Genomic DNA, 22,485 nt, shown 5'->3' on the forward strand with positions numbered 1-22,485 from the left:
TCAAGAAAGGAACTTTCTCGCGGTCAGCAGGTTTGCAAAGCCAAGCGCCACTTCGCCAAGATTGCCAATGTAGAAAATGTCGCCCATGCCCATGCCAGCCGCAATGAACATCACCACAGCGCCCCATGTGAGCCATTGCCAGCCCGTTTTTCGCCACAACGAAATGCCCGCAACGATCAAAAAGATGATCGACAAAACCGCAGGGATGGGCGGACCTTTGATGCCGCCTTCGTTGACATAGCGCAACGTATCCGCCACGATGCGCGATTGCAGGTCAAGTTGAATAATATCGGAATATGCGCCGAGGGCGATCAGCAAAGTCACAAATACACACAAAACAATATGCGTCGTTCCGCTTTGCGCCCATTGCACTCCCGCCTTTCGCAAGACACCAAAGCCGAAGATCATCATCGCGGGCGTTAAGAGCGCATGGACGATGAAACGACCTGGAGTTCAACGCCTTCAGCAAATTCCCCTCACCCACAAATCGTGCCCACCGCAATCATGAACACATCATAGGCAAGCCCAGCCAGCACAATCAGAAGAAGCAGTGTATACGACGAACGATTTTTTTGATAAGCCCCAAATGCCTGCCAGGTCAGAGAAATGCCAAACAAGCCCCGAAGGATGAAGTACAAAACGGTTAGCATGGTTCTCTCCTCTACGATAAAAAATCTTTGAGCACATCTGCCACCACTTGCGGATTTTGGTCGCAGATGTAGGGACCTTGATTCGGAATTAATTTCATCGCGCCGTTCTTCAAGATGGAAAACGCAGGTTCGAGGCTTGCCCGCAAGGTATCATTTTCACCAGACATCACAAGGATTGGAATCTCAAGCGCGGATAACTGCTCCGCGAAGGGCTGGTCGAACACGGCTTGGAACGCGCTCTGCGCCGCCTCTCTCGCGGACTGGGTGAGGAGGACTTCTCTATGAACCGTTTCCAACGCCAAAGCTGAATCTCGTTTACGGATCCGCTCCCAGACTTGGGTGAGATGTGAGCCATCTTCTGCAATTGCAAATGGTTTCAGGCTGGCTTTCAATCCGTTGATCTGCGCTTCATTCAACAGCGGCGCACCCGATAAGACCATCTTCTGAATAAAGTCGGGATGGTCATGCGCCATCTGCACGGCGATGGCAGAACCCGTGTGATGCCCGAACATAAAACAAGACTCCACACCGAGTTGGTGCAGAGCGGCATAAAGGGAGTCTGATAAATATCGGATGCTGAATCCGCTTGGGGGTAGGAAAGAGGCGCCGAATCCGGGGGTATCCAATGCCAGAGTGTGAAACGAGTCTGAGAGGAGAGTCATCACCGGTTCGAACATCACCCCCGAGCTGGCAGTTTGGTGAAGCAAGACAAGCGGAGTACCCGAGACGCGATGCACCTCACGGTAATGGACTTGCCCTTCGGATGTTTCGGCATAGCTTTTGCGAATAATTGACATCTCTCTCCAGAATGTTATAATGTTATAACATTTAGAGTTGTTAGTCAAGTTAATTATTGACCGCGGACGATAGACGGCAGACCGCGGTCGGCGGGCACTCGTCTGCCGTCATCATTTCATATCAGGAGACCTCCCCCATGACAGACCAACTCGGCTATAGAAAAAAATTCGGTGTGATCCTTCCCAGCACGAACACAATCGTGGAACCTGAGTTCTATCGAATGACGGTGCCAGGCGTCACGCCGCACGTGTCGCGCATTCACATCCGCGATCAAAAGCTCGATAGCGACGAAGCCTTTGTGCGTTTGCTTGAACAAATCCGCGTGGAGATTCAATATGCGGTGGAACGCGTCGTCACCGCTGAACCCGATTACATGGTGATGGGCATGAGCGCCGAAACATTTTGGGACGGCGTGGAAGGCAACCGCAAATTCACCAAGATGATCTCTGATTGGGCGGGCGGTTTGAAAGTGGCAACAGGCGCAGAAGCATGTGAACGCGCGTTGAAATTATTCGGTGCCAAGAAGATCGGCGTGGTCACACCATATCAGCCCATCGGCGATAAGAACGTCACCCGCTTCTTCAATGACCTCGGTTTCGACGTGACCGCCATCAAGGGCTTCCGCTGCCCCACCGCTATCGCGATCGCCAACGTCTCGCAAGATGAACTTCGCAATGCGCTCATCGAAGTCAACAAAGATGCTGATGTGCTCGTTCAAGTTGGCACCAACCTCAGCATGGTCAGCCTCGCCGATGAAGCCGAACGCTGGCTCGGCAAGCCCGTCATCGCGATCAACGCCGCCACGTATTGGATGGCTCTGCGCGACAACGGCATCACCGATAAAGTGTATGGGTGCGGGAGTTTGTTGAGAGAGCATTAACCCCCTCCGCCCTTTGGGCACCTCCCCCAAATCCGACGAACCCCAGTCGGCTTTGGGGGAGGCTCATCTTTTTTCTTATGAATCCAAAACGCTCCTTCCGCCACATCGGATACATCGTCCGCGACTTGAAGCAATCGGTCGCGGATTTTCAACGCCTGTTCGACTTGCAGGATGAAGACATCCGCATCATTCCTCCCTTTGAGTTGGCTGCTGACACTCGATTTGCCTTTTTCCACGCCGACGGTTTGACCTTCGAACTGATCGAGCCGATCTCGGAGCATTTCAAGAATATTCTCTTCAACTCTGGCGTTGGCATCAATCACATCTGCTTCACCGTGGATGATATTGATTCCGCCGTGAAAGAGATGGCAGCCAAAGGCATCCGCCCAGGGCATGTGACACCGAATGGCATCATCACCATGCCGCATCAGAAGATGGTTTATTTTGATCCAAATGATACTGGGGGATTTTTGATCGAGTACATTCAGCCGCTATAATTCCCCTTGTGAAAATACCTATCATTTTTCTTTCTCTGACATTGGCACTTACAGCCTGTCAATCAGCTACGGCATTACCAACAACCGTGCCGCTCTCTACAGAGAGCCCGACGATTACTCCATCGCTACAGCCAGACACATCACCCACCCTCGTATACACTGCAACTATTCCTGCAACCACAAGCGAACTCGAAGGGACAATCCTTCAGCCGGGCTTTTCAATTCTCAAATTCGCCACCTTATATCGCCCCACTGCATTGACCTTCGACTTGAGTGGCAATGTCCTGGTCGCTTCGGCAGACAGCAACATCTACATCCTCACCGATAACGACAAAGACGGACATGCCGATACCAAATCCATTTTTGCTTCAGGCTATTACATCCCACTCGGGCTGACGGTTCATCCGGTCACAGGCGAAGTTTACGTCTCTTATCAAGGTGCAATTGCAATATTAACTGACAGCAATCAAGATGGAGTATCTGATTCAAGCCGTACCCTGGTGGAAGGACTTCCGTCTACCGGGCTCCACCAAAACAATAATCTTGAATTCGGCACAGATGGCTGGTTATACATGGGCATGGGTTCCACCTGCGACGCCTGCGCCGAAACAGATGGAAGAAACGCCACCATCATGCGCTTCAATATTGAAACAGGCGAAAAGGAAATTTACGCTTCGGGGATGCGCAATCCGTTCGATATTGCCTTCCACCCAATCACTGGTGAACTATTCGCCACCGACAATGGGCGCGATGACCTTGGCTTGGGTGCGCCGCAAGAAGAGTTAAATCTCATTATCCAAAATGGGAACTATGGCTTCCCCAATTGTTGGGACTCGCAAGATGCTCCCGGCTGTGAAGAGACAATTCCCGCCGTGGCATTTTTTGAGCCACATTCCTCCGCCGATGGCTTGGATTTTTATACCGGCACTCAATTCCCAAATGAATATCAGAACAATGCTTTTGTAGGCATCTTTGGCTCATGGCTTAACCCCGCGCTCGAAACAGGGGTAAAGCGCGTCATCCTGACCCCAAAAAATGGAACGTATACCAGCGAAGTTTCATGGTTTGTAAAATTCCCCAAAGGGGTAATGCCACTGCCTATTCAATTTGGCAAAGATGGCGCTTTATATGTTGGTGATTATATTAATGATGCTATTTATCGTATCAGTTATGGAGTCCCGTAGATGCAACAAGCTGAGATCATTATTAACGAGAAAAAAGTTTCTTACTGGCAAGGCGGAGTTGGCGCACCGCTTCTCCTCATCCACGGTGGGATTGGGAATGCAGAGTTGCATTGGAAGCACGTGTGGAATCAACTCGCGGACAGGTACACGGTTATTGCGCCAAATCTGCCGTCCTTCGGTGGTACAAGTCCGCTGGAGCGGGCGGGGTTTGCTCAAATTGCAGATTGGGTTGCTCAATTGATGGATGCATTGAGCATCGAGTCGGCAAATGTGCTTGGCAACTCGTTCGGGGGTGGAGTCAGTCGTTTGATGGCGAGCAGGCATGAGCGGAGAGTGAAGCGCTTGATCCTCGTCAATGGCGGGGCGATTCCGAACATCCCGCCGTTCGTGGGGCGCATGATGCAGTCATCCATTTTCAATGGCATGTTCAACATGATCCGCAAGCAGACGTTTTCTTTCAAAGGTCTTGCGCCCATGTTCGCGGACAGATCGTTTTTAACAAACGAGTTCATCACGCAAGCCGAAGCAGATTCCCTGGGGTTCGTCACACTTATGCGTCAGTCGGCTTCGGAGGGTGTTGGCACGGAGGTCGTTCCGCAAGTTCCAACTTTAGTACTGTGGGGCGAGGACGATAAATTTACAAAAGTTTCAATGGGGAAAAATCTGGCAAAGATGATTCCGAATGCGGAGTTTAAGTTATTCATGGGTGCAGGTCACATGCCCCAGATCGAAAAGCCAGATGAATTTGTGAAGAAGGTAGTTGAGTTTTTTGGTTAAAAAATAGCCGCCGACAATAATCTATTGTCGGCGGCTGTATTTACTTCGCTTTGAATTTCACAAACTTCCACTTATTCAACTCTCTCTGCAACTCCTCTTCAGGGGCAGAAGGTAAAAGTTTGAAAATACGTTCAAAGACTTTGGGGTCATCACTGCGATACATACCAAAGATACGCTGACGCTCCGATTCATCTTCAACAAGAAGACCCGACACTTCCATTCTTTGGCGTTTCACCTCTATGACGGCTTGCCCATTGGCAAGCATATTACGAAACCAGTTGGAGTTGCCTGGGTTGAGCGCAATGATGTCATTGCCATCACGTTTGTAAGCAATGGGAATGGTATGCGTCTTTCCCGATTTTCTCCCAGTCGTAGTTATGACCATCAGAAAGTTCTCAGCGGGTCCCATCCAACCGCGACGGAGGAGAAAAACTTGCATCGCCAGCCCGAACTTCTGAAAATTATTAACTTTAGGTGGAATGTTGGTTCCTGCATTTGTTTCAACCATAAATTTTGAAATTCCTTTGATGGTATGTCGAATTTTGAAACAGACCGCTGTGCGGTCAATCATCCTAAAATGGACGCGGCGTCTCGCCGAGTTCTAACGAGATCCACTTCAACTCGGTGAAATGCTCCACCGAATACTTGCCGCCGCTCCTGCCAATGCCAGACATGCCATACCCGCCGATCGGCGCCATCGGGTCAGACTGGAACGAGTGCGCACCAACGTGAACCGAACCGCAGCGGATGCGTCGCGCCGCGGTCATGCCGCGCACAAGATCATTGGTCAGCACGCCTGCACTCAATCCGTAATCGCTTTCATTCGCAATGGCGATCATCTCTTCGAACGATGGCACTTCCATCACCATCGCCACGGGACCAAACGTCTCCTCATCCCAACACGGACCCGACATCGGCGGGTTGTAGATGACCGTCGGTTGAAATACAAGTCCGTTATGCACCGCGCCGCCCGTGAGAATTTCCGCGCCGCCATCTTTCGCGGCTTGCACATGTCGCAACACTTTATCCACCGCACGTTGATTGATCAGCGGACCATACGCGGTTTTCTCGTCGCGCAAATCGCCAAGATGCAAACTCGCCGCCTTCTTCGCCAACGCTTCGGCAAACGCGCGTCCGTTCGGGGCTTCGACCATGATGCGCGCGCTCGACATACAGATCTGCCCGCCGTGCGTGAACGCGCCCACCGCCGCGATCTCCGCCGCCTTGTTCACGTCGAAATCATTCAACACCAACAGCGGATTTTTTCCGCCGAGTTCCAACTGCATCCGCTTCATGGATTGGATCGCGATCTCGCCGATCTTCATGCCCGTCGCCGTGGAACCCGTCAACGCAATGCCATTCACTTTGGGATGTCTCGCCAGCGGAGCGCCGCACTCCGCGCCGAATCCCGTCACCACATTGAAGACTCCATCAGGAAGCCCCGCCTCTTTCATGACCTTCGCCAGTTCCACCGCAATGAGCGGAGTCTCCTCTGACGGCTTCGCAATCACGGCATTGCCCGCTCCAAGTGGAAAGACGATCATCTTCGCCAGCAATACCAACGGCGCATTGAACGGCGATATTGCCAACACCACTCCCACGGGTTCGCGGACAACTATCGACATACGGTGCGGTTTTTCGTTCGGCAATGTGTCCGCATACAAACGCCGCACCTCCCCTGCCGCCGTCCTCAACACCGACGCCGTGTACAACACTTCATACTTCGCCTTGATGATGGATGATCCACTTTCATCAATGAGCAGATTCAACAGACGGTCATAATTCGCTTCGACATGATCCGCACACTTGAGCAGAATCCTCTCCCTGTCATACGGCGGCAGCGACGACCAATGCTCGTACCCCTTCCGCGCAGACGTCACCGCGGCTTCGACATCCGCCTCCGTCCCCCGCGCGGCATGACCGAGAATCTCGCCCGTCATCGGTGCGTAACTGGGAAATGTCTCGCCATTCGCAGCAGGGACTTCGCGTCCGTGGATGAAGTGTCCGTATGTTTTCATGGTTGCCTTCTTTTTCAACCACAAAGAGTCACGAAGGTACACAAAGGTTTTAATTTAATTCCTTCGTGACCCTTTGTGACCCTTCGTGGTCAAGTATTTAGATTCTCTCTTCCAACATACTCGCCCGCAACAAATACGCCCTCGCCTTTGCAGGGTCACTCGCCGCACCCGAAAGCGACTTGTTCCTGCGCTCGCGTTCTTCTTCAGCGCTCATCACCATGTTGTTGTATTGCTGGTCGGTATAAAGTTGCACAGACTCAACCGCATATTGCCTGCGCTCATTGGAGTAATCATCCAGAATCGAATCCGATTCGCCATTCCAAATCCGCACAAGTTTCTCCGTCAAATTTGCCGCGTCGTGGATGCCGCTGTTCATACCCATGCCGCCCGACGGATTGTTGTTATGCGCCGAGTCGCCCACTAGCAACGCCCGCCCCACGCGGAAGGTATCTGCCACGCGCTGATGGACTCGATACAACTGCGTGGTCTTGATCTTGTAATCAGGGACTTTGCCGAAGAAATTGGAAATCCGCGCCCGCAGATTTTCTTCCTTCATCGCCACTTCTTCATTCTCATCATCCGTCATGCGAAACACCACGCGGACAATATCAGGCAAATTCAAAATGATGACCCATTCCTGCGGGTCAAAGATGTAGCAGACTTGTGCCGCGCCTGGGAGCAGGTCTTCGGTCTTCAAGTCACTGCCGATGAGCAGGAAGCGGTCTTCGTAAGTCTTGCCCTTGAAACCAATATTCAACTGCTTGCGCACCACACTATGCGAGCCATCCGCACCGACGATGTACGAGCCTTCGCGTTCGACAATTCCATTCGCGGTTTCAAATCGCGCTGTGACGTGTGTGCCATGGTCAACAAAGTCAATCAGTTTATACCCCATGTAGACTTTGCCCGTCGCAGTCGCTTCGACGGCAGGCTTCAGCACACGCGTGGCGATATGCTGCGGGCACTGCAAACGATACGGGTAGGGAGTATCGTCAGCAATGGAGGCATAGCTAAAGTCCGCGATGAGGCGGCGCGGAGCGCGTTCCCAATATTGGAGTTGATCCACTTTGTATCCATGCTGGATGATCTCATCCACCACGCCCCACTCTTTGAACATCTCAAGCGTTTTGGGGTGAAACGTGCTCGCGCGGATCTGCGTGTTGAGTTCCGCGTCCATTTCGAAGACCTCGGCGGGAATGCCCGCCCGAGAAAGCGCCAACGCCAACGAAAGCCCCACAGGACCTGCACCAGCAATGAGAATAGGAAGTTGTTTTTCAGACATAGGGTGTTTGGAACTCCTTCCCCAAATGCGACGGTATTTCTGTCGCATTTGGGGGAGGACGGGAGGGGGTTATTCGCGCTCGCCCGCGTGCAAAATACGCACCAGCCGTTCACGCATCGGCACACCGAGCATACGATCTGCCAGAACATTGGCAGGGTCTTTCTCCACAATAGTTCTGCGGACAAGTTCATCGCGCTGTTTCAACGCCGCGCGTTTTTCAGGCGCAACAGGCTTGGCATTCTTCACCAACTCCACCCAGTTGCGGACGTAATCCAGCATGACCGACTCAATATTCGCCTTGAAATCCGCGAACGGGACTAATCCGCAGATCGCAATTGGCGACAGTGTTCCACGCGTATAAAGATGAACGGGGTTGAAAGTCTTATACGCAGGGTTGCGGCGCAACTCGATCCACTTTTGATTCATCGATTCGTGATACTGGTCGAGATGATCGGGCGAAATGACAGGTTCATAGCGCGGCAGATAATCGACATAACAAAAGACATCGGGCGCAGTGCCGAGCGCCATGCCAAGATGCGGCACATCAATTTCATCCTTCACCCAACAAGTGAGATGAATATTCGTGAAGCCCATCTCTGCTTTGCCGATCCACGAGCGGATGACCCAATCGATCTTGTCACCCGTGTAGGTGAACATATTGCCCACCACATTCCCCTGCAAATCAGGAATCTGTTCAATGTCCGCGCATTTCATATCCCGCCGCAGGTTCAAGCCATTATTCACCATCTCCCACGCCTGCTCGCGCACGTTCAACAAATAGTTGAACACTTCCGTATTGTTGACAGGCGCGCGCGAGTCAAGCACATCTGCCAGGTGTTGAACTGTATCTCCGCTCATGGTTGTCTCCTTTTTATTTCGTCAATGGGGCTTGTTCTTGCGACGAAGCAGTGCTTCCGAATTCCCTCGCAATGACGGGTTAGCTAATCAACGGCTCCGCCAACTTCCACGGTCTGCCATTCAAAACATCGGTGCGATGCGAAACCATCTTATTCACCGCCGCCGCAGGGTGAATCTCTGCAATCGTCAAGCCATCACCTTGCGCCATTGTTATCACGGGATAATTGATGTTGCCATCGAATGGTCGGTTCTTCCATTCCGTCCACAATGTAAAATCTTCAGTGATCGCATAAATGCCGCTGTCACTTTTACTCGCCACGATCACATTCATTCTGTTTTCAGCCGCGCGTTCTTTGAAGCCGTGCTCCACTTCCCACTTCTCCAGAATCATCGTTGGCACTGCGACAACTTCCACATCCTTCAACGCCGCGAGCCGAAACGTCTCAGGGTAGATAGCATCATTGCCGATCACCAACGCCACGCGCCCCCACTCGGCATCAAACACATTCACCTCATCGCCCAACTTCGACCACGCATGTCTGCCCGACTTATGCAACTGCGGCTGCTTCAAAACAACGCCGCTTTTATTGAACAGCACCCCAACATGCGTTCCATCTTCCACAATCGACGTCGCCACATACGCATCTTTCAATTCACTTTGCAACGCGCGAATCATCTCAACTGATTCTTTTTCCGCGCTTTCTAAATTCGTGATGTGGAATAACTCTGGGAGGACAATTAATTTAACTCCAGCCTTTTCCCCCTCCGCAATCATCTTCAACGCTGAATCAATCGCCTCTTTGCCCTGACCTGAAACCTGCCCCACCCCCGCAAGCAGACTCTCCGCCCCAGGCGTTTTCCCGCCACTCGCCGACTCCACTCCAAGCGGCGCATACAACTCCGGTCTGCGCGTGGACATAATATCCGTGCCATCGGGGCGAAGTTTATTATCGGCTTCGCTCAAGTCAATATCCGCGAACACCACCGCTTCGCCTTTCATCGGCGCTTTGGCTAAGACCGTCCCATCAGGCGCAACAATCTGACTCTCACCCGCGCCTTCGAGAAAACTTGGGTCGATCTTCAGTCGTGCCGCCACAGCTTCACGCATCTCTTCAGGCACCAACGACCCGACCTTATTCGCCGCAACGACGAACACCTTATTCTCCGCCGCCCGCACAGGGATATGCAATGACGCTTCATCATGCGCAAACGAGTTCAGGCTATTGAGCAGCATCTGCGGACGTCTCACCGCCAACGCCCGCGCCACCTCAGGGATGACTCCATCCATGCAGGCGTACATGCCCACCTGCCCCACTTCCGTTTCAAGGATCGGCGCAATCGTCGTGGACTTCTCAAGGAAGTTATTTTCATTGCCCATCAAAATCTGCTTGTCGGTCAACCCGACCACATCTCCCGCTGGGTCGAACAAAACATTCGTGCCCGAAACCTTGCCATCATCTCGTTTCAACGTGACGTTGATCTTGATATAGCAGCCATGCTCTTTGGCTTTTCTGCCTATCGCGTGGATAAAGTCATCGTCGAGCGAAACAGCCACCCCGTAGCAATGAGCCGCGTCGCGATACCAGGCGATGTGATTCACAAATTCAGGCAGCACCATCACATCCGGCTTGTACCTTCGCCGCTTCGTCGATCATCCGCAGACAAGTTTGCAGGTTCGCAGCGACATCCGCCACCACGCCAAACTGCACCGCCGCCGCTCGAATTTTAGTTTTACCAGCCAAAGACTGCCTCCAAGGCTAAATGTTATAACATTATAACAATATACACCAAAGATATCCCTCTTGTCAACAACTCAACTACAGAAAATGTATCTGGATTACAACGTTTCTCCATCCATTACCTTTTATGGGAATATCAATGCGTATTTTTTTCCATTCACACAGTCCACACATCTATGTTTAACTTTTAAACACATCCCCCCAGCCCGTGGATCTTTGCAGCACAGACGGTTTGATATCACCCAGTTTTTGTCCGCGTCCCTGGCAAGCGCGGATGTAGGCGGCGCCTCCATCTTTGACCTGAACGGTTTGCGTTTCAGCGAGTTGCCCCAACTTGCGGCAGTAGTCGTAGTGGAAGTTGGTGCGCAGGGAGTTATCTAGTTCGGTGGTCAGGTGGTCGGATAGTTGAGTAGTCGAGTTGCCGGCAAGTTCGATATAAAGGGTGTAATGAAAAGGTGGGGTGTCATCGGGGGCAAGCATGTAGAAGGTTGGATTCAGATTGTGTTTCGCAAAAAGTTCTTTCAAAACTCCTGCCACAAACTGCTCGTTGAGTTTTTCACCGAAAAAATCAGAAACCTTATCTGCCTTGCCAATAAATTTTACGCAGGGGATTTGGTTGTAGAAATCGGTTACTTCCACAATGTCGTTTAGCTGATAGCGATACAGTCCCCCACCCGTAGTGACGATGACAGAATATTTTTTTTCTTTTTCGAGTTGATGGGCAAGAAAAATATCGCCATTCTCAGCGAGGAATTCAAAATAGTGCGAGGTGACCGCCAGCGCGCCGCCGTCGTATCCCGTCAGCGGGAAAGAGATAAAGGCTTCGGTGGCAAGCAAGCCTTTAGGCTGGATGGTCACATTTGGAAAGTGAGATTGCAGTTCTTTTGCATATGGCTCAGATGCACCATCTGCCCAGCAGGAGATGAGGGAGAGGTGTTGCCAGATGGAGGGGTAGTTGGTTGGGGTTATTTTGGAAAGGGTACGAGAGCGGGGTTTATTGGGGAATTGGGAATTGGGAATTGGAGATTGATTGGGCGGAGTGATGGTTCCATCAGCGATGTCTTTTAGGAGCGAGTCCCACCAGGTTTCAAAGGGTGCAAGCAAAAGCGTGAGGAAGGTGGGATTCCAAACGGAAATCAGGCGCAAGTCTTCACAGCGCAATAGATATAGCAGGGTGACATAACGAAAATCATCCACATCTTGAATGTGTTTGACGAAGTTGGGAACCGCCATCAGGGATGATTCGATGACCGAACCGAATGAGCCGAGATAGGCGCTATCCTCTTCGAAGCCAATTGGAATGCCTGCGGGGGTACGGCGCGGACCAGACGTCAGCGGGGAGATGCTCCAATAGGCGGGACCAGCCATCAGCGCGGGATGATGCGTGTACAGGTCGTGGATCCAGGCTGAGAGTCCGAATCCAAATTCGCGTTTGAGAGTCCGCGTGTAGGGAATCATCTTCGAAGCAGAGGTGGAGCCGCTGGAAAGTTCGAAGAGTTGGACGGGGTCGCGGGTAAGGATGTCCTGTTCACCGTTTGCGATACGGTCAATGTAGGGGAGGTAGTCTTCGTAAGTAGTGAGGGGGAGAGATTGGTAATTGGTAATTGGTAATTTGGTTTTGAGGTAACTGGTGTTTTCGTTTTTGGTTAGATAGTTTCGCAAAATACCTGCCTGTGTTTCGGCGACATTCTGCGAAGCTTGGTGAAAATCTTTGGCGGCTTTGCGAGAGGTGAAAAGCCAGAGACGATTTGCAAGTGCGGCTTTCATCGCGCCATGCGCCTGCCTGCGGGGGTGAAGTTATCAGGGTGGACACGGGTGAGGCAGACGAGTTCATCGCCCTGATCGTGATGCGGATTGACCTTAATGTAATGCGCCACATGCGGGTCGGAGAGACGTTCATCGGTCACTTCGGCAACGCCTTCACGCAATGGGGTCGCGCCATCTTCAAAGCGGACAACGCCAAGGTCGGGATAAAAATCGTCGCCGTAGCGGTGTGAGGCGAGGAAGTTCATCAGGTTTTGGGTTTCGGGTGGCGTGGGTTGGGTGTAGCAGGGAAAAAACTCTTTATAAAAAACCGAAAGGAAGCGATAGGTTTTGTAGCCAGATGAGATCAGCAGCCAGTAGACAGGCTGGGGCATGTTTGCAGTTTTTTCGAGCACGGTGTGGATCCATTTTTTAGGGAGTTCGGGTGTGCCCCAATACGCGCGACGAATAATGGTATCGCCAGAATAAACCGCCGTGATACATTGACCTTGATATTCGATCTCATAAATACCAAGTGTTGAAAAGCCCTGCACTTTGTTTTGCTCATCGTCGCGGATGAGAATGACCCAGTTCTTGTTATTCAGGTCGCGGGTGAATAGATCGAGCGAGGTTTGGGAAAAGTTCTCGTTGAAGACGTTGAACATTTCCTGAATAGCTTCAGGCGTCAGGTCTTGGCGTGGCAGGGTTTGACTGACAAGGGATGGGAGCATGATGGACAGGTTTTGAGCCTTTCTAATATCTTGAAGACCGCGGTCTATGGTCAGCGGTCTATCGTCTATAGTCTGACCTTACAAACGTATTCCCTGCTTCTTGAGCGTTTCTTTTCTAAAGATCGGGTTATAGACGAGATAAACGCCCAAGCGATATGGATTACGCATATTGGTTTTGAAATCCCAAACGCGACTGAAGATGGAGCCAACGCTGTTGAATGTCTTACGGGCATGATACGACATTTCAGTCAATTCATCAGGGGTCATTAACGCAGGGCGGAAGGCGGCTTGGTTGTAGCGATACTCTTCATGCAGCCACCATTTGCCATCATAAAGCAGGCGCCCTTCCGCTTCCAATTTACGGTAGAGAGCAGTGTTCGGGTAAGGCAGCAGCGTATTGAACGCGGCAAAGGTAAATTTATTTTCCAGGGCGAAATCGAGCGTGCGCAAAATGGAATCGGGCGTGTCGTAATCGTGCCCAACCGTGAACGCCGCCCAGGTTTGCATTCCGTGATCGCGCAAGATATTTAATTGCTCGGCATAGGCTTCGTAACCGTGTTTGCCTTTCAGGTTCTGTCCCTTGTGCATGGAGCGCAGGCTTTTGGCTTCGATGGATTCAAAGCCAATGACATTCCCCAGACAGCCGCTCTTCGCCATCAAGTCCATCAACTCGCGGTCATGGGTCATGTCGATGCTGGCTTGCGAGACCCAATGGATCTTGAGCGGGATCAGCTCGCGGAACAAGGCTTTCGCCGCCTCATGATCTGAGATGATGTTGTCATCCACAAAGAAGAAGGTGTTGCGATCCTGGCTTTTCATCTCTTCGATGGTCTGCGCCACACTGCGGTAGAAATGACGATGATCGAAGTATGAACTGACCGCGCAAAATGTGCAGACGTAACGGCATCCGCGCCCAAATTGCAGCAGGGAGATGGGTAGATATTTTTTGCCTTTGTAAAGGTCGCGGCGCGTGAGCGTATCAGGCTGGGGCGTGGTAGCAGCTCCGCGATAGACGGGTTTGAGTTTGCCCTGCTTCGCATCGGCGATGACCTCATGCCAGAGATTCTCGGCATCACTAATGAAGATCGAGTCGGCATGCTGGGATACTTCCTCAGGCAGCAAAGTGGCATGGACACCGCCCATGATGACCTTGACCCCCCGCTTGCGATACTCCGCCGCAATCTCGTACGAGCGCCGTGCCGCATAGATCTGAACCGTAATGGCGACCAGGTCCGTCGGCTCATCAAAGGGGATCGGCTCAAGACGGTCGTCGTATAACACCACTTCCACATCGGGCGGGGTGAAACCTGCCAGTGCGCCAAGCGAAAGCGGCTCCATGCAGGCTTCATCCAGATAGCGTCCAATGGCGGGATAGATCAGAGTTAATTTCATACAAACCTCACATTATTAAAGTTGGGTACTTCCAAAGCCAGTTCAGCCACATCGAGCGGTGCGCCATTACCAAGCGGCACACCCTGTTTGTTGTAGATCTCTTTGATGGAAGCAATGTTAACCGCTAAAAAAGCGAACATGTTGTACAGTGAGCCCGAATTCGCCTTTGACGAAAGCATGCGCTGAAAGATGGAACCGTATTTGCCAAAGTCCTGCCGAATTTTGAAACAGCCTTCCGCCAATTGATCGGGCGTCATACCTTTGGGGCGGAAGATGGTCTCACCATAGCGGTAGGAATCGTCCAGCCACCAGCGCGGATAGATGAGACGGTCTTCCTTCTTCAAACGTTCAAATAGAGAAGTAGCAGGCGTGGGAATCAACGGGTTGAACTGAGCCAGCGCCAATTTGGAACGCATCGCAAATTCGAATGTACGGGCAAAGGCATCGGTTGTGTCGTGGTCATAGCCGAACACAAAAGAACCAAAGACCATGATTCCACGTTCATGGAAGCGCGCCAGCGTATTAGCGTAGTCGCCGTATTTCTTGTTCCATTTTTTGCGCATCTGTACCAGGTTGGCTTCATCCAGCGTTTCAAACCCAACCAGGCAGCCAATGCAGCCGCTCTGCGCCATCAAGTCCAACAGATGCGGGTTTTGAGCAATATCCAAACTGACCTGACAAGACCAGTGAATGTTGTAGGGGATCAACGCCTCAAACAGCTTCTCAGCATATTCAAGGTCGTTAAACAGATTATCGTCGGCAAAGAAAACATATTTGCCGCGCAGTTCTTCCGCTTCCTTCAAGACATCGTCCAAACAACGGCGCGGCATGTCGCGCCCATAAAAAGCATGGATCGAACAAAAATCGCAGGCATATTTGCACCCACGCCCGATCTGCATCAAGTGCAGCGGTTTGTATTTTTTCCCTGCAAAAATACTGCGGTCGGGTACCACACCATCAGTCTCAAGATTCGGCTGCGATTGATACACACGCTTCAACCTGCCAACCCGCGCATCTTCCACGATCTGCGCCCAGACCGTTTCTGCATCGCCGATGGCAATCGCATCGGCAAACTGCAAGGCTTCATCGGGCAGCAGCGTGGGATGATAGCCCCCCATCACCACCGGCACACCGCGCGCGCGAAAATGCATCGCAAGTTGATAGGCATATTTTGCGGTAAAGGTTTCCACCGTCAACGCTACAAGGTCGGTCGGCTCATCGAGCGGCACGGGCTCAATACGCGCATCATAAAATTTGACCTCCACATCGGGCGGAGTCAATTTTGCCAGAATGCCAAAGACCAGCGGCTCGAGCGCATCTGCAGCGCGGCGGGATGTGATATGTGGACGGATAAACGTAATTCTCATTGGATAAAGTGCCTCGCCTCTCTCTTAACGGGTTGCTGGTTCTGCCACCTGTACATTTTCCTGCGCCTCGAGCGGTTTCAGCCACTCATGGTAGAACGAACATCCCTTGCAAGCCTCTATCTCCTCATACCTTCCCTGCACCATCAACTCGCGGACTTCCTTCATGCGCGGCGAGTTATATATCTCGCGAATGCTCTGCGTGCGGACATTGCCGATCACCTCACGGTCGCCCCAATCATTCAAGCACATGGTCACATTGCCATTCTCCAAAATATGCATGGAACTGAACACATACGGACAGGCGGGATAAATGTGGCTGCCCAGGGTATGCTTCACTCGTTCAGCAAAACTGCCATGCCGAATGACCTTCATTTCATATCCGCGCAGTGCCCCGGCACGATTGTTGACATTGAAGTTGAAGTGATTAAAATGCCGCCAGCGTTTGCGGAAGGCATTCAACTCTCTGTGATTGCCCTGTTCTTTGATAAAACGCAAATAGACATTCAACCCTGCAAGGTTTTCCTGCGCAAGCGCTTCAAGGTTATTCATTACCTGCTTCCACGAAAGCCCCACCATCACCTTTTTATACGTCTCTTCATTTGAAGCGCTGACACTGACCGTGATCATATCCAGCCCCGCATCCATCAGGCGTTTGGCGCGGGCGGGCGTCAGCGGGCTGCCATTGGTGACAAGCTCCACGATCTGATGAGGTTGGGCTTTCGCTCTGAACTCACGGATGCGTTCTTCCATGTTGACATCCAGTAGTGGCTCGTTCTTGGACATGGGCACAAAATCCAACAACCCTGGCTCGCTGACGCATTCATCCACGATCTTGGAATACAGTTCATCATCCATGATGCGCTTTTCCTGCAAATGAACGGTGTAAGGGTAAGGACAAAAACTGCACGAGGCGTTGCAGCGGTTGATGGTTTGTACCTGCACCACAAGCGGAAAGAGGTCACCTTTGGTTTTCATCCATTTATGGATGTTGGGCAGGGTCAGGCGAAAGGTATGCGCCCAGTACCCCACCCACCCCGTAATGCGGCGCACACGCGGGTTGGCATACCCCGTGCGCGAAACAAGGAATGGCAAAGGCAGTTTTTCGAGATTGATACAAAGCCAAACAAGACCTTCGGCAAGCACTACAAGAACTGGCGCTAAAAATATTTTTCTCATACGCATCCTCTAAAGTAAGGCGATCTCAGGCGCGGAGGGACGGTTAACCACGCGGGCAATGTCGTCGAAGCCATCTTCCCAGGCGGCGAGGTAAATGTCGCTTTCGTAGGTGATGGGTCGGTAGGTTTTGACGATGGAATGAAAGGGGCTGTCCTTGGTCAAGCCGAGCAGAAAGTAATCGTAGCGGAGGCGGGCGGCTTCGTTGTGCAGAGTTCGTAACAAAGCAGAAAAGACTTCTGGGTCGTCATCGTCCACGGCGAGGAAGCAGGCGAAGCATTGGTTGAGGCGTGTGCCAGGTTCGGGCAGCGGAGTGAACAGATTAATTACTTTGCGAAAACGCGCCATGTTGCCGCTGTATCCGCGCACGACGGTTTGCTTGCAGGCTTGTTGATCCCACAACGCCAGGCAGCCGCGGATGCGGGATCCGCTTTGGGCGAGGAAAAAGTTCGAGATGGACAGACCAGGTGTGAGCGGGGAAAGAAGCGTCTCTTCCGTCCAGTGCGGGGCAAATTGGTGACGCATCCCGTTGCGGTGGAGACAATCCAAAATGGCTGGAATTGATTCCGAAGCGGCGCGAGTGATCTTTATTTTTGATTCTTTTTTGGGGCGGGCTGGGTGAATGGCATACGTACACATGTGCGTGTGGCGATGCAGGCGCGGATAATGCGGCAACTTTGAATCAAGCAAACGTTGGGCGGGGTTGTTGTCGGAAACAATGCTCATGAGATAGAACTTTGTACGTCCATCTTTGTGCTGCTCACGCTGACCCTCCCAGCCTTTGCCAAGAAAACGCGCAAGCGCCAACCCATGTTGATATTTCGAGTCCACGCGCAAGCCGCTGAAGTAACCGATATCTTTTATCTCGCCGTTGACATATAGCGGGCGCACCGAACGATCTCCGATGCCGACGAGTTGATTCGTTTTCGTATCGCGCACGACCAGGGTTTCATGAAACGTGCCTTCCGTGGCGGAGGCAAGGAAGTAATTCGGCTCACGCTCCAATGACAACGAAATCGAACCCGCAAATGGATTCTCACGCAGCAGGCGGCGCAGTTCGGGGTCGTCATGTTGCGTGGCGAGTTCGTAATGATGGGCAGGCATATCACCAACCAATGATCTCGGTGTAACCGATGGGTCTGTCTTCGAGTTTGATGCTCAGACGTATGAAATCCCGCATGAAGCCGATGTACGAATCGGAGGAGAGAGCATAGGGCAGTTGTTGCCAGGTGACTTCGTAAACTTTTTTGAGGTGATAACTGGGGACTTCGGGGAAGAGATGATGTTCGAGGTGATAGTTCTGATTAATGAAGCAAAACGAAACCAGCGGGCTGGCATGGACAGAACGGCTGGCAAGCAAGGGGTCTTTGGCATCAGTCAGTGCGTGCTGGGCAAGCCCCCACAAGCCGATCAGGAAGCCTGTGACGGAAGTTGGAATCAGCCAGATGAACAAAAGATTCATGAACGGTACTTGAGAAAATATGAAGACGTAGAAAACCAGCATCACGGCAAACTCAAGCAGGATACGCCGCCGCTGTTGGGATGTGCCATGGCGGTATCCCAGCACGGGGATCAAGAAGATATAGATCGTAGGGGCAATGAACAAACGTCCGTAGTATAGAAGCATCAAACCCAATTTCGTTTTGGCATAGAAGCGATATTCGTCCGGGTCGCCTTGCTCGCCGAGATAGCGATGATGCCGCAGATGCAGGATGACGGCGCTGGTCAACGACATGAAGAGAGGCAGGCAAAATATAAACGAGACAAGGTCGTTCAATAATTTATTTTTGAACAAGACGCTGTGCATGCCTTCGTGAACTTCAAGGAAGAAGACGAAGAATGCCAGTCCGCATAGAAAGACGCCGAGAGCCATCAGCGGAAGTTTTAGCCAGAGGGTTGAAAGCGAAACGGCAAACAAGGTCAACGCTGCACCGCCCAACCAGACGAAAAAGAAGGTGACGATCTCGACCAAGCGCAGGCGCACATCCTCTTTACGGAAGGAGGCGAATTCGTCCTTGTGTTCGCTCATCAACTTTCGTTTGAGGGGCAGGTATTCAGGGGGAAGGGTGGCGGGAGGAAGGGACATGGGGATTTGATTTTTTTTTACCACGAAGCACGAAGGAAAACCTTTGTGACCCTTCGTGTCTTTTGTGGTTAAGGTCTTTACCAGTTTATCGGCTCGCCTCGTTCGCGGACTTTGAGCAGGGTTCCGCTAAAAGACTCATCCCCCAGCGGATAGTAATCACGCTGACGCACCTCGCGGCGGAACATGGCATTGATGCCATAGAACTGCCACCACATCAATGCGCTGGAGCGGTTGACCGAATCCATGCTGCGGTTCCAGATGTTACTCCAGTTGTAGAATTCGGCGCGGGCATCCACACATCCGCGTTGCAGGCGTTCGGGAGTCATGTGAGCAGGCTGGAAGGGAATCATGTTGTACGAGTAGCGATCATCCAGCCACCATTTATCGAAGAGCAAGCGCCCGTCCTGTTCAAGGCGTTTGTAGAGCGGCGTGCCTGGAAAGGGCGTAAGGTGATTGAAGGCGGCAATGTAGAACTTGTGATGCAGGGCAAAGTCCACGGTTTGTTTGAAACTGGCTTCGGTATCTTCATCGTAGCCAAAGACAAAGGTGATGTAGAGACGGATATTGTGCTTGCGCAAATTTGCAAGCGCTTTTTCGTATCCACCCTGCATGGTGTTGAAACCTTTGTTCATCTTCTTGAGGTTGTCGGGGTTGAGAGATTCAAAGCCGATCAAGACTCCCTGGCATCCGCTCTCTTTGATGAGGTGTAAAAATTCTTCATCGTGCGCGGCGTTGATACTCGCCTGACTCACCCAGCGAATCTTCAACTTCTTTAATTCTTTGAAGAACTCTTTCGCCTGTGCCATATTGGAAGTAATGTTATCGTCCACAAAGAAGATGAGAGGTTTTTCGCGCAGTTGCTCAAGTTCGGTGAAGATATCGTCGGCAGGGCGGCGGGTTTGAGTGTGACCGAAGACGGTCTGCACGGCACAGAAGTCACAGACGAAGTGGCATCCGCGTCCGGCTTCGACCAAGCCGATGGGCAGATAATTCTTACCCTTGTAAATGAGGCGCTGGGGTTTCATCCGCGCAAGAGAGGGACGGGAATCCGCTCGGTAGTACGGCTTGAGCGTTTTGCGTTCCGCATCTTTGAGGACGGTTTCCCAAAGTGTCTCAGCTTCGCCAACGACAACTGAATCAGCATATTGAGAGACTTCCTCAGGGCAAAGCGTGGCATGAAAACCGCCCATCACCACAGGCACGCCGCGCTTGCGATACTCACTGGCAATTTGATAAGCGCGTTTCGCTGTGTATGTTTCCACACTGATGCCGACCAGATCGGTCGGCTCGTCGTATGGGATGGGCTCCATGCGGTCGTCGTAGAATTTGATCTCCACCCCATCAGGAGTAAGCCCGGCAATGGCAGCAGGCGGAAGCGGCTCCATTTGCCAGAGACGAATATAGGGCTGGTCTTTGCGGCGACCGATGCAGGGATGAATGAGGGTTAACCGCATGGGGCGTTATCCCCTTTATCCACCATTGGCAGTGCCATTTCAGTCACGGGTTCAGGCATGAAGACCGGGCTGACGGGTCTTTCGTCAAGTTGACCGATGATCCAATCGCAGTTGTAGAAATCCTTGAGGTGATGGGAGTAGAAGCGATAGCCCATGTTCGCGATCCACCACACAGGAGTTTGGATGCGCGATTTGAGATAACGCGTCGCCATGGCGCTGGCGGAGTAGGTGTACTTCCAGGCTTTTTCGTGACCTTCATATAACTCGGCAGGCGTCATCAACTTGGGCTGGAAGACAACGTGCTGGGCATCGTACAACTCCCAATTCTTGGTGAGAATGCGTCCTTCGGATTCGAGGCGTTTGTATAAACCAGTATTCGGGAAAGGTGTGACGATGGCATAGCGCGGCAGGTCAATGCCTGCATCAATGGCAAATTTGGCAGTCTGCATGAAGACATCGGTGGTGTCATGGTCGAGACCAAAGGTGAAACATGCCATGAGCGTGATGCCATACTTGTGGAGTTTCTGTGTCAGTTCTTTGTATTGGTCAGGAGAGTTAAATCCCTTTTTGGTCTGGCGCAGGTTGGCAGTTGAAATGGACTCAAAACCCATCAGCAAACCTGTGCAGCCACTGCGGGCGGCGAGGGATAAAAGCGCATCGTCCTTACCGAGAAGCGTGGTGGACAACCCGAACCAATTCACCTTAAGCGGGATCATCGCCTCGAACAGACGGGCGGCGTATTCTTTATCCGAGATGAGGTTCAGGTCAATGAAGATGATCTTGCGCCCCCAGTGCTGTTTGATATCCGCGATCACATCTTCAACAGGTTTGAAGTACGGATGAATACCCCATGCAGCAGGCGCAACGCAGAATTCGCAACTGTGCACACAGGAACGCGTCGCTTCGAAAACATGCGTGGTGAGGTAGTGCTGCTTCTTCATCAACTCACGCTTCGGGAAGGGACGGTTTGCCAGGCTGAGATCAGGCGCCATATCATAGCGCGGCTTCATTTGCCCTGCGGCAAAATCGCGCAAGAGTTGGGGCCAGGTATCTTCTGCATATCCCACAACAATGGAGTCAGCATGCGGCTGGGCGTCTTCTGGCATCAGCGTGATATGAGGTCCGCCAAGCACGACGGGAATCCCACGTCCGCGATAGTGAGCCGCGAGTTCATAAGCACGATGCGACGAGCCGGTGATGACCGTCATCCCGATCAGGTCGGTTTGTAGGTTCAAGTCCACATCTTCGATACCTTCGTCGAGAATCTCAACTGTGGCATTGAGCTCGGGCGGAACATAGGCGGCAAGCGTGGATAATGTCAGTGGCGCGTAACGAAGGTTCTTTTTGAAAATCCCCCCACGATGACGGTACAACGGTCCTTTTGGTGAAATAAGTGTGATCTTCATATGAAGCAGTCTCCTGATTCGATAACACTGCAACTCCCGCTACTTTCAGCGAGGCTTGGATTTTCACAATATTATGACATAACTTGGCTAAAACTACCAAAAACTGTCATATTTGTGGTTTGTCGAAAATAATAATTCTGTTTCGATATATTTTCAGAAAAACAGGAAGGTGCGAAAACTTAAAACCGCGGCGGGACACGCCCAATGAAAGCGGGATTTTCGGCATTGAAGCCTGCACTTCTTTGGACATACCATTCAAGCGGACTTTCCCCTCCTCCATCCAAATGACGCGCTCGCGCTAAAGGCTTTGATAGCTTCGATCGCAGCAGCAGCAACTTCCTGAGCAGAGGAGTTAGCTTCAGAACTCAAAGTGGAAAAACTATAATTGTGCAAAACAAAACCTTCCAGGCGAAAATGCCTGGAAGGTTTTGTTTTTTAATACACATGTTT

22 protein-coding genes are annotated in these 22,485 nt (G+C 51.8%); 4 read left to right on the top strand and 18 right to left on the bottom strand.

The genetic code is table 11. The annotated features are described in order from the left end of the window. The 3 genes from IPG80_RS10410 to IPG80_RS10420 form a co-directional block, all read right to left on the bottom strand. The gene (locus IPG80_RS10410; protein ID WP_345106150.1) at positions 1 to 411 is read right to left on the bottom strand and encodes a hypothetical protein; all 411 of its coding nucleotides are present in this window, start codon (positions 409 to 411) and stop codon (positions 1 to 3) included. A gap of 65 nt (positions 412 to 476) precedes the next feature. Beyond that, a complete protein-coding gene (locus tag IPG80_RS10415) occupies positions 477 to 650 on the bottom strand; it encodes a hypothetical protein (protein ID WP_345106153.1) in 174 nt (57 codons plus the stop codon). 11 nt (positions 651 to 661) lie between these two features. Continuing rightward, positions 662 to 1,447, bottom strand: a complete 786-nt coding sequence (locus IPG80_RS10420) for an alpha/beta hydrolase (RefSeq protein WP_345106156.1) — start codon at positions 1,445 to 1,447, stop codon at positions 662 to 664. Positions 1,448 to 1,584: 137 nt separating this feature from the next. On the opposite strand from IPG80_RS10420, the gene IPG80_RS10425 reads away from it, so the two are divergent. From IPG80_RS10425 to IPG80_RS10440, 4 genes are all read left to right on the top strand, one after another. Continuing rightward, positions 1,585 to 2,328: an arylmalonate decarboxylase gene (locus IPG80_RS10425; RefSeq protein ID WP_345106159.1), complete on the top strand. Its 744-nt coding sequence runs from the start codon at positions 1,585 to 1,587 to the stop codon at positions 2,326 to 2,328. Between the two features lie 77 nt (positions 2,329 to 2,405). Then, entirely contained in the window at positions 2,406 to 2,825 is a 420-nt protein-coding gene (locus IPG80_RS10430) for a VOC family protein (protein WP_345106161.1), read from the top strand. Between the two features lie 8 nt (positions 2,826 to 2,833). After that, entirely contained in the window at positions 2,834 to 4,009 is a 1,176-nt protein-coding gene (locus IPG80_RS10435; RefSeq protein ID WP_345106163.1) for a PQQ-dependent sugar dehydrogenase, read from the top strand. Further along, a complete protein-coding gene (locus IPG80_RS10440; protein WP_345106166.1) occupies positions 4,010 to 4,786 on the top strand; it encodes an alpha/beta hydrolase in 777 nt (258 codons plus the stop codon). 40 nt (positions 4,787 to 4,826) lie between these two features. Here the strand turns inward: IPG80_RS10440 and IPG80_RS10445 are convergent, their stop codons facing one another. The 15 genes from IPG80_RS10445 to IPG80_RS10515 form a co-directional block, all read right to left on the bottom strand. Beyond that, a complete protein-coding gene (locus IPG80_RS10445) occupies positions 4,827 to 5,294 on the bottom strand; it encodes a nitroreductase family deazaflavin-dependent oxidoreductase (RefSeq protein ID WP_345106169.1) in 468 nt (155 codons plus the stop codon). A gap of 64 nt (positions 5,295 to 5,358) precedes the next feature. Next, entirely contained in the window at positions 5,359 to 6,804 is a 1,446-nt protein-coding gene (locus tag IPG80_RS10450) for an aldehyde dehydrogenase family protein (RefSeq protein ID WP_345106171.1), read from the bottom strand. A gap of 97 nt (positions 6,805 to 6,901) precedes the next feature. Beyond that, positions 6,902 to 8,086: an FAD-dependent monooxygenase gene (locus tag IPG80_RS10455; protein ID WP_345106174.1), complete on the bottom strand. Its 1,185-nt coding sequence runs from the start codon at positions 8,084 to 8,086 to the stop codon at positions 6,902 to 6,904. Positions 8,087 to 8,155: 69 nt separating this feature from the next. After that, positions 8,156 to 8,944, bottom strand: coding sequence for a hypothetical protein (locus IPG80_RS10460; RefSeq protein WP_345106177.1), 789 nt, complete (start codon positions 8,942 to 8,944; stop codon positions 8,156 to 8,158). Between the two features lie 79 nt (positions 8,945 to 9,023). Beyond that, positions 9,024 to 10,562: a carbon-nitrogen hydrolase family protein gene (locus IPG80_RS10465; RefSeq protein WP_345106179.1), complete on the bottom strand. Its 1,539-nt coding sequence runs from the start codon at positions 10,560 to 10,562 to the stop codon at positions 9,024 to 9,026. Next, positions 10,549 to 10,686: a hypothetical protein gene (locus IPG80_RS10470; protein ID WP_345106181.1), complete on the bottom strand. Its 138-nt coding sequence runs from the start codon at positions 10,684 to 10,686 to the stop codon at positions 10,549 to 10,551. Before IPG80_RS10470 ends, IPG80_RS10465 begins: the two co-directional genes overlap by 14 nt. Positions 10,687 to 10,863: 177 nt before the next feature. Beyond that, positions 10,864 to 12,450, bottom strand: a complete 1,587-nt coding sequence (locus tag IPG80_RS10475) for a GH3 auxin-responsive promoter family protein (RefSeq protein WP_345106183.1) — start codon at positions 12,448 to 12,450, stop codon at positions 10,864 to 10,866. Beyond that, positions 12,447 to 13,157, bottom strand: coding sequence for a hypothetical protein (locus IPG80_RS10480; protein WP_345106186.1), 711 nt, complete (start codon positions 13,155 to 13,157; stop codon positions 12,447 to 12,449). Before IPG80_RS10480 ends, IPG80_RS10475 begins: the two co-directional genes overlap by 4 nt. Before the next feature lie 78 nt (positions 13,158 to 13,235). Further along, a complete protein-coding gene (locus IPG80_RS10485; RefSeq protein WP_345106189.1) occupies positions 13,236 to 14,549 on the bottom strand; it encodes a radical SAM protein in 1,314 nt (437 codons plus the stop codon). Then, a complete protein-coding gene (locus tag IPG80_RS10490; RefSeq protein WP_345106191.1) occupies positions 14,546 to 15,916 on the bottom strand; it encodes a radical SAM protein in 1,371 nt (456 codons plus the stop codon). The genes IPG80_RS10485 and IPG80_RS10490 overlap by 4 nt, the downstream gene beginning before the upstream one ends. Positions 15,917 to 15,940: 24 nt before the next feature. Then, a complete protein-coding gene (locus IPG80_RS10495; protein WP_345106192.1) occupies positions 15,941 to 17,092 on the bottom strand; it encodes a radical SAM/SPASM domain-containing protein in 1,152 nt (383 codons plus the stop codon). 9 nt (positions 17,093 to 17,101) lie between these two features. After that, positions 17,102 to 18,193 carry a hypothetical protein gene (locus IPG80_RS10500; RefSeq protein ID WP_345106194.1) on the bottom strand — a complete coding sequence of 364 codons (1,092 nt, stop codon included), beginning with the start codon at positions 18,191 to 18,193 and terminating at the stop codon, positions 17,102 to 17,104. A 1-nt stretch (position 18,194) separates the two neighbouring features. Next, positions 18,195 to 19,175, bottom strand: a complete 981-nt coding sequence (locus IPG80_RS10505) for a fatty acid desaturase (protein ID WP_345106196.1) — start codon at positions 19,173 to 19,175, stop codon at positions 18,195 to 18,197. Positions 19,176 to 19,252: 77 nt separating this feature from the next. Next, on the bottom strand, positions 19,253 to 20,629 hold the full coding sequence (locus tag IPG80_RS10510) for a radical SAM protein (RefSeq protein ID WP_345106199.1): 1,377 nt from the start codon (positions 20,627 to 20,629) through the stop codon (positions 19,253 to 19,255). Beyond that, a complete protein-coding gene (locus tag IPG80_RS10515) occupies positions 20,620 to 22,035 on the bottom strand; it encodes a radical SAM protein (RefSeq protein WP_345106201.1) in 1,416 nt (471 codons plus the stop codon). The genes IPG80_RS10510 and IPG80_RS10515 overlap by 10 nt, the downstream gene beginning before the upstream one ends. Positions 22,036 to 22,485: the final 450 nt, after the last annotated feature.

It is taken from the genome of Candidatus Villigracilis vicinus, assembly GCF_016702885.1.
Lineage (GTDB): Bacteria > Chloroflexota > Anaerolineae > Anaerolineales > Villigracilaceae > Villigracilis > Villigracilis vicinus.

What these genes read in the sequence shown, in the direction of transcription:
- IPG80_RS10410 (WP_345106150.1), bottom strand. Translation starts at nt 411, where the DNA reads ATGATGATCTTCGGCTTTGGTGTCTTGCGAAAGGCGGGAGTGCAATGG.
- IPG80_RS10415 (WP_345106153.1), bottom strand. Translation starts at nt 650, where the DNA reads ATGCTAACCGTTTTGTACTTCATCCTTCGGGGCTTGTTTGGCATTTCT.
- IPG80_RS10420 (WP_345106156.1), bottom strand. Translation starts at nt 1,447, where the DNA reads ATGTCAATTATTCGCAAAAGCTATGCCGAAACATCCGAAGGGCAAGTC.
- IPG80_RS10425 (WP_345106159.1), top strand. Translation starts at nt 1,585, where the DNA reads ATGACAGACCAACTCGGCTATAGAAAAAAATTCGGTGTGATCCTTCCC.
- IPG80_RS10430 (WP_345106161.1), top strand. Translation starts at nt 2,406, where the DNA reads ATGAATCCAAAACGCTCCTTCCGCCACATCGGATACATCGTCCGCGAC.
- IPG80_RS10440 (WP_345106166.1), top strand. Translation starts at nt 4,010, where the DNA reads ATGCAACAAGCTGAGATCATTATTAACGAGAAAAAAGTTTCTTACTGG.
- IPG80_RS10445 (WP_345106169.1), bottom strand. Translation starts at nt 5,294, where the DNA reads ATGGTTGAAACAAATGCAGGAACCAACATTCCACCTAAAGTTAATAAT.
- IPG80_RS10450 (WP_345106171.1), bottom strand. Translation starts at nt 6,804, where the DNA reads ATGAAAACATACGGACACTTCATCCACGGACGCGAAGTCCCTGCTGCG.
- IPG80_RS10455 (WP_345106174.1), bottom strand. Translation starts at nt 8,086, where the DNA reads ATGTCTGAAAAACAACTTCCTATTCTCATTGCTGGTGCAGGTCCTGTG.
- IPG80_RS10460 (WP_345106177.1), bottom strand. Translation starts at nt 8,944, where the DNA reads ATGAGCGGAGATACAGTTCAACACCTGGCAGATGTGCTTGACTCGCGC.
- IPG80_RS10465 (WP_345106179.1), bottom strand. Translation starts at nt 10,562, where the DNA reads ATGGTGCTGCCTGAATTTGTGAATCACATCGCCTGGTATCGCGACGCG.
- IPG80_RS10475 (WP_345106183.1), bottom strand. Translation starts at nt 12,450, where the DNA reads ATGAAAGCCGCACTTGCAAATCGTCTCTGGCTTTTCACCTCTCGCAAA.
- IPG80_RS10480 (WP_345106186.1), bottom strand. Translation starts at nt 13,157, where the DNA reads ATGCTCCCATCCCTTGTCAGTCAAACCCTGCCACGCCAAGACCTGACG.
- IPG80_RS10485 (WP_345106189.1), bottom strand. Translation starts at nt 14,549, where the DNA reads ATGAAATTAACTCTGATCTATCCCGCCATTGGACGCTATCTGGATGAA.
- IPG80_RS10490 (WP_345106191.1), bottom strand. Translation starts at nt 15,916, where the DNA reads ATGAGAATTACGTTTATCCGTCCACATATCACATCCCGCCGCGCTGCA.
- IPG80_RS10495 (WP_345106192.1), bottom strand. Translation starts at nt 17,092, where the DNA reads ATGAGAAAAATATTTTTAGCGCCAGTTCTTGTAGTGCTTGCCGAAGGT.
- IPG80_RS10500 (WP_345106194.1), bottom strand. Translation starts at nt 18,193, where the DNA reads ATGCCTGCCCATCATTACGAACTCGCCACGCAACATGACGACCCCGAA.
- IPG80_RS10505 (WP_345106196.1), bottom strand. Translation starts at nt 19,175, where the DNA reads ATGTCCCTTCCTCCCGCCACCCTTCCCCCTGAATACCTGCCCCTCAAA.
- IPG80_RS10510 (WP_345106199.1), bottom strand. Translation starts at nt 20,629, where the DNA reads ATGCGGTTAACCCTCATTCATCCCTGCATCGGTCGCCGCAAAGACCAG.
- IPG80_RS10515 (WP_345106201.1), bottom strand. Translation starts at nt 22,035, where the DNA reads ATGAAGATCACACTTATTTCACCAAAAGGACCGTTGTACCGTCATCGT.